Annotated in this window: 9 protein-coding genes; 6 read left to right on the top strand and 3 right to left on the bottom strand. The window is 71.0% G+C overall.

All coding sequences use genetic code 11. From position 1 onward, the window contains the following. Window positions 1-243: 243 nt before the first annotated feature. Window positions 244-3,396, top strand: a complete 3,153-nt coding sequence (ileS, locus tag ACFC06_RS27515; protein ID WP_375937802.1) for an isoleucine--tRNA ligase — start codon at window positions 244-246, stop codon at window positions 3,394-3,396. Between the two features lie 276 nt (window positions 3,397-3,672). After that, window positions 3,673-4,188, top strand: a complete 516-nt coding sequence (locus ACFC06_RS27520) for an NlpC/P60 family protein (RefSeq protein ID WP_375937805.1) — start codon at window positions 3,673-3,675, stop codon at window positions 4,186-4,188. Window positions 4,189-4,235: 47 nt separating this feature from the next. Here the strand turns inward: ACFC06_RS27520 and ACFC06_RS27525 are convergent, their stop codons facing one another. Further along, window positions 4,236-5,111, bottom strand: a complete 876-nt coding sequence (locus ACFC06_RS27525) for a UTP--glucose-1-phosphate uridylyltransferase (protein ID WP_375937808.1) — start codon at window positions 5,109-5,111, stop codon at window positions 4,236-4,238. 158 nt (window positions 5,112-5,269) lie between these two features. On the opposite strand from ACFC06_RS27525, the gene ACFC06_RS27530 reads away from it, so the two are divergent. The 3 genes from ACFC06_RS27530 to ACFC06_RS27540 all read left to right on the top strand — a co-directional run bounded on the left by ACFC06_RS27530 (window position 5,270) and on the right by ACFC06_RS27540 (window position 10,776). After that, the gene (locus ACFC06_RS27530; RefSeq protein WP_375937966.1) at window positions 5,270-6,568 is read left to right on the top strand and encodes a DNA polymerase IV; all 1,299 of its coding nucleotides are present in this window, start codon (window positions 5,270-5,272) and stop codon (window positions 6,566-6,568) included. Window positions 6,569-6,627: 59 nt separating this feature from the next. Then, window positions 6,628-7,128 (top strand): hypothetical protein, encoded by a 501-nt coding sequence (locus ACFC06_RS27535; RefSeq protein WP_375937811.1) that lies wholly within the window; start codon window positions 6,628-6,630, stop codon window positions 7,126-7,128. Between the two features lie 411 nt (window positions 7,129-7,539). Next, window positions 7,540-10,776: an arabinosyltransferase domain-containing protein gene (locus ACFC06_RS27540; RefSeq protein WP_375937814.1), complete on the top strand. Its 3,237-nt coding sequence runs from the start codon at window positions 7,540-7,542 to the stop codon at window positions 10,774-10,776. Between the two features lie 16 nt (window positions 10,777-10,792). On the opposite strand, the gene ACFC06_RS27545 is transcribed toward ACFC06_RS27540, so the two are convergent. Continuing rightward, window positions 10,793-11,713: an ADP-ribosylglycohydrolase family protein gene (locus ACFC06_RS27545; RefSeq protein ID WP_375937817.1), complete on the bottom strand. Its 921-nt coding sequence runs from the start codon at window positions 11,711-11,713 to the stop codon at window positions 10,793-10,795. A 63-nt stretch (window positions 11,714-11,776) separates the two neighbouring features. Between ACFC06_RS27545 and ACFC06_RS27550 the strand changes: the two genes are divergently transcribed. After that, window positions 11,777-13,177 (top strand): SMI1/KNR4 family protein, encoded by a 1,401-nt coding sequence (locus ACFC06_RS27550; RefSeq protein ID WP_375937820.1) that lies wholly within the window; start codon window positions 11,777-11,779, stop codon window positions 13,175-13,177. A 69-nt stretch (window positions 13,178-13,246) separates the two neighbouring features. On the opposite strand, the gene rarD is transcribed toward ACFC06_RS27550, so the two are convergent. Further along, a complete protein-coding gene (gene rarD, locus ACFC06_RS27555; RefSeq protein ID WP_375937823.1) occupies window positions 13,247-14,167 on the bottom strand; it encodes an EamA family transporter RarD in 921 nt (306 codons plus the stop codon). Window positions 14,168-14,186: the final 19 nt, after the last annotated feature.

A 14,186-nucleotide genomic window follows, 5' to 3' on the forward strand; every position in this document is an offset into this window, starting at 1 on the left:
CCCGGTTAGAATCGAACGACACACGGCAGTGATCCGGCCATCACCGGGGAGTCTTCGGAAGAACGGCGCCGACGCGCTCAGTAGAACCGAACGGGCGAGCCCGTCACAGCTCACCACGAGAGGCGCGTTCCCCCGCGGAACGCGCAAGCGGGGTGGTACCGCGGTCTCGGCGCACCGGCGCCGGCGTCGTCCCCGTGCCCACGCACGCGCCGACGGCGCGACGGCACGAGGAGTACTTCCGCGATGGCGGACGAGACAACCACCGGCGGCGCGTACCCCCGGGTCGATTTCGGCGCGAAGTCCGGTGCGACATTCCCGGAACTCGAACAGCAGGTTCTCGCCTACTGGGCCGCCGACGACACCTTCCGCGCCAGCCTGGCCAACCGCGCGGGCGCCGACGAATTCGTCTTCTACGACGGCCCGCCCTTCGCCAACGGCCTGCCGCACTACGGCCACCTGCTCACCGGCTACGTCAAGGACCTGATCCCGCGCTTCCAGACCATGCGCGGCAAGCTGGTCGACCGCCGCTTCGGCTGGGACACCCACGGCCTGCCCGCCGAGATCGAGGCCGAGAAGCAGCTCGGCATCACCGACAAGTCGCAGATCGACGCGATGGGGCTGGCCGAGTTCAACGCCGCCTGTAAGGCCTCGGTGCTGCGCTACACCGGCGAGTGGCGCGACTACGTCACCCGCCAGGCGCGCTGGGTCGACTTCGACAACGACTACAAGACCCTCGACCCCGACTTCATGGAGTCGGTCATGTGGGCCTTCAAGGCGCTCTACGACAAGGGCCTGATCTACCAGGGCTTCCGGGTGCTGCCCTACAGCTGGTACGAGCAGACGCCGCTGTCGAACCAGGAGGCGCGCCTCGACGACGCCTACCGCATGCGCCAGGACCCGGCCGTCACCGTCGACATGGTCCTCGGTGTCGACGCCGAGCACCCGCTCGCCGCGCTCGACGGCGCCAACGCGCTGATCTGGACCACCACCCCGTGGACGCTGCCGTCCAACCTCGCCATCGCGGTGCATCCCGACGTGCGCTACGTGCACCTGCGCGGCGCCGACGGCAAGCGCTACGTGCTCGCCGCCGAGCGGGTCGGGCACTACACCCGTGAGTTCGGCGAGGAGCCGGAGGTGCTCGGCGAGTACGACGGCGCGGCGCTGGCCGGGCTGTCCTACCGGCCGCCGTTCGACTTCTTCCTCGGTCACCCGAACGCGCACCGCGTGCTCACCGCCGACTACGTCACCACCGATTCCGGTACCGGCATCGTCCACCTCGCACCCGCCTTCGGTGAAGAGGACATGGATGTCGCCACGGCCAACGGCATCGAGATCGTGCAGCCGCTGGACCCGGCGGGCAAGTTCACCTCGATGGTGCCGCCGTACGAGGGCCTGATGGTCTTCGACGCCAACCCGGTGATCATCAAGGATCTCAAGGCCGCCGGAAAACTGCTGCGGCACGAGACGATCGAGCACTCCTACCCGCACAGCTGGCGCTCGGGCCAGCCGCTGATCTACATGGCGGTGCCGTCCTGGTTCGTCGCGGTGACCAAGTTCCGCGACCGGATGGTCGAGCTCAACAAGCAGATCACCTGGGAGCCCGAGCACATCCGCGACGGCCAGTTCGGCAAGTGGCTCGAGAACGCGCGCGACTGGAACATCAGCCGCAACCGCTACTGGGGCGCGCCGATCCCGGTGTGGGTCTCCGACGACCCGGCCTACCCGCGCGTGGACGTCTACGGCTCGCTCGACCAGCTCGAGCAGGACTTCGGCGTGCGCCCGGCCGACCTGCACCGCCCGCACATCGACGAGCTGGTGCGCCCGAACCCCGACGACCCCACCGGCAAGTCCATGATGCGCCGGGTTCCCGAGGTGCTGGACTGCTGGTTCGAGTCCGGCTCGATGCCCTACGCCCAGGTGCACTACCCGTTCGAGAACAAGGAGTGGTTCGAGGGCACCGCCGACCAGGCGCCGCACAGCCCCGGCGATTTCATCGTCGAGTACAACGGGCAGACCCGCGGCTGGTTCTACAACCTGCACGTGCTGTCCACCGCGCTGTTCGACCGCCCGGCGTTCAAGTCGGTGATCGCGCACGGCATCGTGCTCGGTGACGACGGCCTGAAGATGAGCAAGTCCAAGGGCAACTACCCCGACGTCAACCAGGTGTTCGACCGCGACGGCTCCGATGCCATGCGGTGGTTCCTGATGGCCTCGCCGGTACTGCGCGGCGGCAATCTCATCGTCACCGAGCGCGGCATCCGCGAAGGTGTCAGCCACGCGCTGCGCCCGCTGTGGAACGCGTGGACCTTCCTGCAGCTCTACGCCTCGAAGCCGGGTGTGTGGCGCACGGATTCGGCGAACGTGCTCGATCGCTACATCCTGGCCAAGCTCGCGGTGACCCGCGACGTGATGACCGAGGCGCTCGAGTCCTACGACATCGCCGGTGCCGCCGAGGAACTGCGTGCCTTCGCCGACGCGCTCACCAACTGGTATGTGCGCCGGTCGCGTTCGCGGTTCTGGTCCGAGGACCGCGACGCGGTGGACACGCTGCACACGGTGCTCGAGGTGGTCACCCGCCTGGCCGCGCCGCTGCTGCCGCTGATCAGCGAGGTCGTCTGGCGCGGGCTCACCGGCGAGCGTTCGGTGCACCTGGCCGACTGGCCCGCCGAGGGCGAACTGCCGCACGACGCCGAGCTCGTCGACGCGATGGACGAGGTGCGCACGGTCTGCTCGACGGTGCTGAGCCTGCGCAAGGCCAAGAACCTGCGGGTGCGGCTGCCACTGGCCGAGACCACCATCGCCGCCTCCGACGCGGCGCGGCTGGCACCGTTCACCGAGCTCATCGCCGACGAGGTGAACGTCAAGAAGGTCGACCTGACCACCGACGTGGACGCGCACGGCCGTTTCGAGCTGGTCGTCAACGCGCGCGCCGCGGGTCCGCGTCTGGGGAAGCAGGTGCAGACGGTGATCAAGGCGGTCAAGGCCGGACAGTGGAGCGAGTCCGCCGACGGTGTGGTCAGCGCGGCCGGGATCACCCTGCTGCCCGAGGAGTACACCCAGCGGCTGGTCGCGGCCGAGCCCGAGTCCACCGCCGCGCTGCCCGGCAATGCCGGTCTGGTGGTGCTGAACTCGGTGGTCACCGAGGAGCTGGAGGCCGAGGGCTGGGCCCGCGACCTCATCCGCGATCTGCAGGAGACCCGCAAGGCCCGCGGCCTCGAGGTCTCCGACCGGATCTCGGTGCTGCTCGAGGTCCCGGCCGAACGCCTGGCCTGGGCACGGACCCACCGCGACCTGATCGCCGGCGAGATCCTGGCCACCAGCCTGGAGTTCGGCCCGGCCTCCGGCGCGGCGGCCGAGCTCACCGGCGGCGTCCGCGCCGACGTCACCAAGGCCTGACCCCGGTCGTCGCACCGATCGCCCCCACGTCGTCCGCGGCGTGGGGGCGTTGTCTTTTCCACCGCGGCTCGCGGAAGGTGCTGGGAGTTTGCTGATGTAGCTGACAGGGGCGGAGTGATCGCGCAGAATCGTCAGCGTTACTGCTGATGCGCATGGAACCCGCTGAGGCGGCAGTGACTGTTCGTGACGATTGTCCTGTGGAAACGGTGCCGCGCCGAGGGTAGCGACACGCTCGGCGCGACACCGGTCCCCGTGGGTAACCGGAAGGGCGCTCCTGTGCGACGAAAAGTATTGCGGCGGTTGGCCTTCGGCTTCGCGGCCACGCTCGTCACCACGCTCGTGCTCGCCGGACCCGCCTGGTCGCAGACCGGCAGCTCCTCGGGCTCGGGCGAATCGGGCTCCTCCACCGGCAGTTCCAGCGGCTCGGGCATGATCCCGTTCCCCAGCGCCACCGGGATCGGCGCGCTCACCGCCGCCGCCACCCAGATCGGCAAACCCTACGAGTGGGGCGCGATGGGCCCGCACGCCTGGGACTGCTCGGCGCTGGTGCAGTGGGCCTTCCGCCAGGTCGGCGTCACCCTGCCGCGCACCACCTGGGAACAGGCCGAGGTCGGGCTGCCGGTGACCTACGGTGGCCTGGCACCCGGTGACGTCGTCATCCTCAACGGCGACGGCTCACACGTCGGCATCTACGCGGGGATGGGCCAGATCCTCGACGCCCACGACTGGGGCGTCCCGGTCGGCCTGCATCCCCTGCGCGAATTCGACATCTTCGCGATCCGGAGATTTTAGAGCGCGGGCGCTCGAGTTCGCGGCCCTGACGGGCCTCCGGTGATCGGTCAGTCGACGAGCTGGCGCAGCAGCGGCCCGTACTCGGGATGGGCCAGCGCCGAGGCGAACTGGGCGACCAGGTAGTCGGCCGGGTTGCCGGTGTCGTACCAGCGACCCTGGATGACCTGCCCGTACACCGCGTGGTTGGCGGCGTAGTTGTTGATCGCGTCGGTCAGGTAGACCTCGCCGCTCTGGTGGGTGTACCAGTTGTCGGTCTGCTGCTGCAGTTCCTCGATGATGCCCGGGGTCACCACGTATCCGCCGATCGCCGCGAACGCCGACGGGGCGTCCTCGGGCTTGGGCTTCTCCATCAGGCCGGAGATGCGCAGCAGGCCGTCGTCGAGGTCCTCGCGGACCACCGGCACGCCGTAGCGCTGCGATTCGCCCGGCTCCATCGGCAGCAGCGCGAGCACCGGGCAGCCGGTGGACTCGTAGGCGGTGATGAGCTGCTGGGCGCGCGGCACCTCGGCGACGAACACGTCGTCGGGCCACAGCACCAGCATCGGCTCGTCGCCGAGATGCCGGGCGGCGTTGAGCACCGGGGTGCCGTTGCCGTAGGGGCCGTGCTGGTCGAGATAGGTGATGTGCCCGGCGCGGGAGAGCTCGCCGACCTCCTCCACCGCGTCGGCGAAGGCGGCCTTGCCGTCGGCGCGTAGCTGTGCGACCAGCGCCGGGTTGGGCCGGAAATGGTCCTGGATCAGCGACTTGCCACCGCTGACCACGATGGTGATGTCGGTGATGCCCGAGGAGACCAGCTCGCGGACCGTGTGCTCGATGACCGGCTTGTCGCCGACCGGCAGCATCTCCTTCGGCGTCGCCTTGGTCAGCGGAAGCAGCCGGGAGCCGATTCCCGCCGCCGGAATGACAGCCTTGCGGATCTTCATCCTCCGATCATCACACACCCACCTGTGTCCTGGCTGTGGCATGGCTGTCAACCGGTCTGGCGTGGCTGTCGGTGCCCCCGCGTAGATTGCGGCTGGTGAGCACCGACACCAGGGCCGACGCCGCGGTCACCGGACGCCGCTGGGTGCTGCACATCGACATGGACGCCTTCTTCGCCTCGGCCGAACAGCTCACCCGCCCGACCCTGCGCGGCAGGCCGGTACTGGTGGGCGGAGTGGGGCAGCGTGGCGTGGTGGCCGGGGCCAGCTACGAGGCCCGCGTCTACGGCGCCCGTTCGGCCATGCCCATGCATCAGGCGCGGCGCCTGATCGGGGCTTCGGCGGTGGTCGTCCCGCCGCGCGGAGCCGTGTACTCGGTCCTGAGCGCCCAGGTGTTCGACACCCTGCGCAGCCGGATCCCGGTGCTGGAGACCCTGTCCTTCGACGAGGCCTTCGGTGAGCCCGCCGAACTGGCCGGTGCCACCGTGGCCGAGGTCGAGCGGTACTGCACGCGGCTGCGCGCGCTGGTGCACGCGCGCACCGGGCTCACCGCCTCGATCGGCGCGGGCACCGGCAAACAGCTGGCCAAGATCGGGTCCGGCCTGGCCAAACCGGACGGACTGCGCGTCATCTCGCCCACCGAACAGGGCGCGCTGCTGGCCGCGCTGCCGGTGCGCAAGCTGTGGGGGATCGGGCCGGTCGCCGAGAGCAGGCTGCGCGGGCTCGGCATCGAGACCGTCGGCGCGTTCGCCGCGCTGCCGGAATCGGAGGCGGCCTCGATCCTGGGCGGCAGCGTCGGCGCCGCCCTGCACCGGCTGGCCCGTGGCATCGACGACCGCCCGGTCACCGAACGCGCCGAGGCCAAACAGATCAGCGCCGAGAACACCTACGAACGCGACATCGTCACCCTGGCCGACCTGCGCGTCGCCGTCACCGCCATGGCCGCCGCCGCGCACCGCAGGCTCGAACGCGACGGACGGGCCGCGCGCACCGTCGTCCTCAAGCTCAAGAAATCCGATATGGGCATCGTGACCAGATCGTTCACCCTGCCCTACGCCACCACCGACCCGGCCACGCTCACCGCCGCCGCGCAACGCTCGGCCATCGACCCGGCCGAGCTGGGGCCGATCCGGCTGGTCGGGGTCGGCTACGGCGGCCTGTCGCTGGTCCGTCAGGAATCGCTGTTCCCCGAACTCGACCAGGCGGTCCCCGACGACGTGGTCACCGTCGACGAACCCGCCCCGGAACCCGATGAACCCCGGAATCCGCCTGCCGGGCAGTGGTTTCCCGGCATGGACGTGCGGCATCCGGAACACGGGCACGGCTGGGTGCAGGGCGCCGGCTACGGGGTGGTGACGGTACGGTTCGAGACGAGCTCGACAGGCCCGGGTCCGGCGCGTACCTTTCCAGCCGACGACACCGGGCTGTGCCGGGCGGATCCGCTCGACAGCCTCGCCTGAGGAGTAGCCTCGGCAACCGCGATGGAATCTCTGCCACCTCGAACGCAAAGGACGAGAAGTTGAAGCTTCGTACGACCGGACGTGTCGCGATCGCCGGCCTGGCGGTGGTCGCCGCCCTGGGGCTGAGCGCGTGCAGCGACGACAAGGGCGACAAGCCCGCCGCCAAGTCCACCACCAGCACCATGACCACCACCGCCAACGCGGCCGCCGACCTCCCGCCGGTACCCACCGTCGAGGAACTCAACGAGCAGCTCAACACGGCGCTGGACCCGTCGATCCCCAACGACCAGAAACTGGACTTCGTCCAGGGCGGCTCCGCCGACCCCGAACTGCCCAACCGCCTCGCCCAGGCCGCGCAGGACGCCGGGGTGCAGGTGCAGGTCACCGAGGTCACCTCCTTCGGTGACAGCGTCAACGCCAAGGCGAACTTCACGGTCAACGGGCAGACCAATGTGGTCGACGTGCCGTTCGTGGCCGAGGACGGGAAGTGGAAGGTGCAGAAGGCCTGGGCGTGCCAGATGCTGACCAACTTCGGCCAGCAGTCCGTCGCCTGTGCTTGATATCTGGAGCGCTGGCGCGCTCGAGTTCGCGGCCTGAGGGGCCGCCGGTCAGGCACCGCGGCTTGCTCCTTCGTCGCGTACGCCGCGGCGCCTGACCGGCGACCCGCCGCGAACCGCCGCTGCGCGGCGGCCCCTCCTCAGGGTCGGGGCGTGCGGGGTCGGTAGTGCGGTCATGGCGGTTTGGCTCCGGCCGGAGCGCCGTGGTCGGCCGGAGCGCGGGGTTGTTGCGGTGGTTCGGCTCCGGCCGGGACCCGTGGTCGGCCGGAGCGCGGGGCGGTCATGCGGTTCGGCTCGGCCTGAATTCCGTGGTCGGCCGGAGTGCAGTGCGGTCGTGGCGGTTCGGCTGCGGCCGGAAGGCCGGTGTTCGGCCGGAGGGGGAGGGAGTTCGGGGCGCGGCTACTATCGGGCCCCGTGGTAGAGACGATCGTGCGGCAGGGGCATCCGCCCAGGGATGCTTCGGCGGCGGACGGCGGGGGAGTTCGCGGGGTATGGGCGCGGATCGTCGCGATCGTCGCGGGGCTGATCGCGGTGCTGGCGGCGGTGGCCATTCCGTTCCTGCCGGTGCGGGTGGACGCGGCGACCGTGTCCTGGCCGCAGCAGGGGGCGGTCGCGGGAGTGGAGGCGCCGCTGGTGGCCTACGCGCCTGCCGCGCTGTCGGCGACCGTGCCGTGTAGCGCGCTGAGTTCGCTGGCCGCCGAGGGCGGTGTCGCCGTCTCCACCGTGCCGCGGCAGTCGGCCGATATGGAACGCTACGGGTTCGTGGTGAAGGTCGTCGCCGACACCGACGAGCGGCCGGGGCGGGTGGATGTGGTCTCGCGCTCGACGCTGCTGTGGACCGCGCCGCTGGCCGAGACCATCGATCGTTCCTGCGCCCTGTCCGTCTCGCTCACACCGGACGAATCCGTGGTCACCACCACCGGTTTCGGCGCGTCCGGTGCGACGGTGCCGGGGGACCGGCGGCCGCAGGTCGTCGGTGTGTTCAGCGAGCTGACCGGTGCCGCTCCGGCCGACCTGGCGGTGCGCGTCGACGTCGACGCCCGCTACACCACCTCGCCCACCTGGCCCAAGCTGGCCGTCATCGCGCTGTGCCTGCTGGCCACGGCGCTGTCGCTCTACGCCCTGCACCGCCTCGACGCGCTCGACGGCCGCTCGGCGCGCCGCTTCCTGCCGCAGCGCTGGTGGCGGCTGCGCCCGGTCGACTGGCTGGTCTTCGCGACCCTGGTCGTCTGGCACTTCATCGGCGCCAACACCTCCGACGACGGCTACATCCTCGGCATGGCCAGGGGCGCGCGCAGTTCGGGCAACATGTCCAACTACTACCGCTGGTTCAGCGTCGACGAGGGACCCTTCTACACCCCCTACACCGACATCATCGGCTGGCTCACCCATATCTCCGCGGTGAGCCCGCTGGTGCGCCTGCCCGCACTCGGCGCGGGCATCCTCACCTGGTGGCTGATCAGCCGCGAGGTGCTGCCCCGCCTCGGGGTGGCGATGCGGCACCGGAAGGTGGTCACCTGGACCGCGGCACTGGTGTTCCTGGCCTTCTGGCTGCCCTACAACAACGGCCTGCGCGCGGAATTCGTGGTCGCGCTGGGTGTCCTGGTCACCTGGGTGTCGGTCGAGCGGGCCATCGCGACCCGGCGGGTGCTGCCGTTCGCGGTCGCGGTGATCGTGGCGGCGTTCACCCTCACCGGCGCGCCCTCGGGCCTGATCTGCCTGGGCGCCCTGGTCGCCGGTGCCCGCGTGGTGACCGCCGTGATCGTGCGCCGCGCGCAGACCGTGGGCTACCTCGCCCAGCTGCTGCCGATCCTGGCCGCGGGCACCATGGTGCTCACCGTCGTGTTCGCCGACCGGACCCTGGCCGGGGTGCGCGAGATGTTCGCCGTGCACAGCGGAATCGGGCCGGGCGAGTCCTGGTTCTTCGAATTCCTGCGCTACCAGTACCTGTTGCAGCTCAATGCCGACGGCTGGCTGACCCGCCGCTTCGGTGTGTTCGTCATGCTGCTGGGTCTGCTGGTCTGCACCGTCACCCTGCTGCGCCGCGGCGGGCGCATCCCCGGCATCGCGGTCGGCCCGACCCGGCGCATGCTCGGCATCACCGTGGCCGCCATGGCGTTGATGATGTTCTCGCCCACCAAGTGGACCCACCAGTTCGGTGTGTTCGCCGGGCTGGCCACCTGTGTCGCCGCGGTGACCGCGGTCGCGGTGAGCTCGGAAGTGCTGCGGCCGCTGCGCAATCGCGCGCTGTTCGCGGCGGCGGTGTTCTTCGCCCTGGCCATGACCTTCGTCGGCGCCAACGGCTACTGGTATGTGTCCTCGTGGGGCATCCCGTGGTGGGACAAGCCGCCGACGGTCGCCGGCTACGGGCTGTCGACCGCGTTCGTCGCGCTGACCGTGCTCGCCCTGGCCGTCGCCGCCTGGTACCACATCCACCCGAACCCCAAGCCGCGCGCGACCCGGCTCGCCGGACTGCCCGTGCTGGCCGTCGCCGCGGCCATGATGGTGCTGTTCGAACTGGCCTCCTTCGCGAAAGCGAGTGTCGCGCAGTATCCGGCGTATTCGCTGGCGAGCTCCAACTTCCGGGCCGCCTTCGCCGGCGGCTGCGGAATGGCCGACGAGGTGCTGGTCGAAACCGACCCGAACGCCTCGATGCTCTCGCCGCTGCGCGGTGACGTCACCACCGCGCTCACCGGTGAGTCGACCGGTTTCCGCGCCGACGGCGTCGCCCCGGTGCTCACCTCCGACGAGGTGGAATCGACCACCGGCCAAGCCAATTCGGTCTCCGACGACCCCGATACCCTGCGCGACGCCTCCACCTCGGCGGGCTCGGAATCGCGTCAGGGCTCGCTGCAGCTCCCGTTCGGTCTCGACCCGGCGAGCACCCCGGTGCTCGGCAGCTACCGGGCCGGCGACCAGGAACCCGCGTCGCTGACCACCGGCTGGTTCCGCCTGCCCGAGGGCCCGCGCGGGCCGTTGCTGGCGATCGCGGTGGCGGGCCGGATCCGCTCGGTCGACGCCGACGGCATCGTCCATCCCGGCCAGGACCTGGCCGTCGAATACGGCACCGCCGGACCCGGCGACGAGGTCACCGTGGCGGGCCGGGTCGACCCGATCGACATCGGCCCCGCGCCCATCTGGCGCAATCTGCGCGTGCCGCTCGACCAGCTCCCCCCCGACGCGAACGTGGTGCGCCTGGTCGCCGCCGACAAGGACCTCGGCGCCGACCAGTGGCTGGCGGTGACCCCGCCGCGCATGCCGCGGACCACGACGCTCAACGCCCTCGTCGGCCGCGAGTCCCCGGTCCTGCTGGATTGGGCGGTGGGCCTGCACTTCCCGTGCCAGAACCACCTGCCCACCTACAACGGCATCGCCGAGCTGCCCGAATACCGCATCCTGCCCGACCGCAACGGCGCCACCATCACCAACCTGTGGCAGGGCCACGACGGTGGCGGCCCGCTCGGCTGGACCCAGCTCCTGTTCACCGCCCGCACCCTGCCGACCTACCTGAACAACGACTGGGACCGCGACTGGGGCTCCCTCGAGCGCTACCTCCCGCTCGACCCCACCGCCGGACCGGCCGCTGTCGATGTCCGCTCCGACAACCGCTGGGGCACCTGGACTCCCGGCCCGACCATCACCGTCTGGTAGTGCCTGTGCGCCCGTGTCAGCGGGAGCTGGTGGCGATGCGCAGGGCGAGGTCGGGGAGGTCGGCGCCGGTGAGGCCGGGGTAGCCGTGCAGCATCGCGCGCCACTCGGACGGGACCGCCGAGGCGCCCCAGCGGGCGCCGAGCAGACCGCCCGCGATGGCGGCGGTGGTGTCGGTGTCGTTGCCCGCGCGCACACACGCCCGGAGGGCCAGCGGCAGGTGCTCGGGGGTGGACTGGTCGGTGGTGGTGATGGCCCACCAGGCCGTCTGCAAGGCGTGCACGACCCAGCCGTTGTTCGGGAAGTCGGCGGGGGTGCCGTGCTCGGCTTCGTCGAGGCGTTCGGTCCAGTACGCGGATTGTGGTGAGCGGGCCACGTATTCGCGTACCCCACCGAAATCGGCCGACAGCACCGCGTGCCGGATCGCGTAGGTCCACATCTTGCACGCCTCGACCGCGTGCTCGTCGGCGTGGGTGAGCAGCCCCACCCGCCCGGCCGCCGCTATACAGCCCTCGGCGTCGTCGAGATAGGCCAGCGCGACCGGCGCGGTCCGCATGAGCGAGCCGTTGCCGCCGGTGCGCCCGGTCAGCGACAGCGCCACCGTCTGCATGGCCAGCGCCGACGGCGACCGCGCCGAGAGCACCTGATGCGTCTGGTTCCCGATGTCCGGCGGTTTGGAATCGAACCACGCCACGAATCCGGCCGCCACCGCGTCGAGGTCGAGACCGGGCCCGTGTACCGAGGCCAGGGCGACCGCCAGGGCCATGGAGGTGTCGTCGGTCCACTCCCCGGGCGCCCAGTCGAACGGCCCGCCCCCGATCATCCCGATCTCGGCGTCCGGCCCCGGCCGCGTGAACTCGTAGCCCGCCCCCAGCGCATCCCCGGCCGCGCCACCCACCAGCACCCCGGCCACCCGATCAGAGAACCCCGAACCCTGCACAGACCTGCTCCTCCCGGGCGACAACACGCCGATTGTCCGACCCGCAAGCCTACCGGTCGGCATGTGCCCGCCCGCGATTTCCCACCCACGCCCGACGACGCGTCGCCGCCCGGCGCGTCGTGGCGGGTCGGCGCGCCGCGACCCGCCACAGTGGGGGTATCCGATCAGCCGAAGGAGGACGTCACCGTGGCGCAGCGCAGCAGGCACATCATCGAACTGAGCCATCCGGAGCTCTACCTCGCGCCCGCCGCCTACCCCTACGCACCCGTCGTCGACACCGGCGGACCCGGCACCCTGCTGGCCGTGTACCGCGACCACCTCGGCAACGAGAACGGGTGCCTGTGGATCGGCTGGACCTACGGGGTCATCGACCTCGACCTCGAGATCCGCGACACCGCACCGGATCTCACCGACCTCGACGACTGGGAGACGGTCGAGACCGGCACGATCGACCTGCCGCCCGAGGCCACCCTCACCCGCACCACGCTGTCCTCCGTGCGCCCACCGGAGATCGACCACCTCCTCTCCCTCCCGACGGGCCCGCACGGCATCGCGGTCAGCGCCCGCGGTCGAGACCGCGCCCGCGCCGACGTCCACATCCGGCTCCAGCTCTGGCCCACGACCGCCGACGAACCGGTTCGCACCCGCAAACACGACGACACCTTCGACCTGCGCGTCTACTCCGGCGGCCGCACCGTCATCGGACGCCACCCCGACCCCACCCCGGCGCCGAGCACGGCACCCCGGCACCCACCGGCCGCGGGTACGGCACCGCAACACGAACCTGCCTCGGACACAGTTCCGGTGCACGACCAGGTCTCGGACGCGGCTCCGCAGCGCGATCCGGTCTCGGAGACGCCCGCCGTCCCCGTCACCGGCCAGTGGGAACGGCTGTGGCGAGTCGTCATGAACCGCTGCGACCGCGAGGTCTGGCCGAGCCTGGCCAGAACCGGCGCGGGCACGCTCGCCGTGGACCGTGCCGAAGCGGGCACCGGCGTGCGCTGGCCCGCGGAGCTGCGCGAATGGTTCACCCTGCACAACGGCGGCGGCCCCGCCGACCTGCTACCCGGCATGACCCTGCTGAGCCTGGAGCAGATGCTCGAGCTGCACGACCTGCAGTGCGCGATCTGGTGCGAGCTCACCGCCGGGGAACCCGGCACGACCACCGCGGGCGGCAACGCTGCGGCGAGTTCGGAAGCGGGCCGGTTCGTCCCGGAGTTCGTGCCGATCGCCGAACGCGACGGCACCATGCTGGTCTGCGACACCCGGCCCGGCCCGCTGCGCGGCTGCGTCACCGAGTTCGGCAAGGACACCGCCGACATGGCCCCACCCGGCTGGCGCTCGCTCGGCGCCCTGCTCGCCGATCTGGCGCACAGCATCGAACGCAGCACCCCGTTCGACAGCAACTTCCTGCCCACCCTCACCGAACAGGGCCTGATCTGGGAATATTCACCGCTGGGTTGAGCGCCCGAAGGCGATCCGGCTGTGCACCTCAGCCCTTCGCCGACACCGTGCCGACCGGCGCAACGCGCGTCACCCCTTCGGCACGGCCGTGCCGATCTGCTCGGCGGTCGTCCGCCGACGCTCCCGCGAGCGCACCACGGCATCGGTGGTGAACACCGCCAGCCCGGCCCAGATGAGCGCGAACCCGATCCACCGCGAGGTCGGCATGGGTTCGTGCATCACCGCCACGCCCCAGGCCATCTGCAAGGCGGGCGTGAGGTACTGCAGGATGCCCATGGTCGACAGCGGCACCCGCTGAGCCGCGACGGCGAACAGCAGCAGCGGGACCAGCGTCACCGGGCCGGTCGCCATCATCAGGGCCGAATGTCCCGCACCGGAGGCGAATTCGCTGCGCCCGGTCGCCACCAGCACGATCACGAAGGCCAGTGCGAACGGCGCCGCGACGATGCCCTCGGCGGCGATCCCGCGCAGCGCGTCGAGCCGGATCACCTTCTTCACCAGCCCGTAGACGGCGAACGAACACGCCAGCACCAGCGCGATCACCGGCGGCCTGCCGTAGTCGACGGTCAGCACCACCACCGCCAGCGCGCCCAGCCCCAGCGCCACCCACTGCGCCCTGGTCAGCCGCTCCCGGAACAGCACCACCCCGAACGCCACGGTGACCAGCGGATTGATGAAATACCCCAGCGCGCACTCCACCACGTGCCCGCTGATCACGCCGTACACGTAGGTGCCCCAGTTGATCGAGATCGCCGCCGACGCGGCCACGGCCAGCCGCCAGGTCCGCGCGTCGATCCGCGCCAGCTCGCGCAGCCGCCCGCTCAGCGCGAGCACCAGCAGCACCACCACCAGCGTCCAGATGATCCGCTGCGCCACCACTTCGGCCGCCGAGGCGAACGCGAGCAGTCCGAAGAACGCCGGGAACAGGCCCCAGATCAGGTAGGCACCGGCACCGAAGACGACACCGGGCGGAGAGGCGCTGCGCTGCATTCGTCCTACGTTACGTCTG

The sequence above is a fragment of the Nocardia sp. NPDC056064 genome (assembly GCF_042266925.1).
Taxonomy (GTDB): domain Bacteria; phylum Actinomycetota; class Actinomycetes; order Mycobacteriales; family Mycobacteriaceae; genus Nocardia.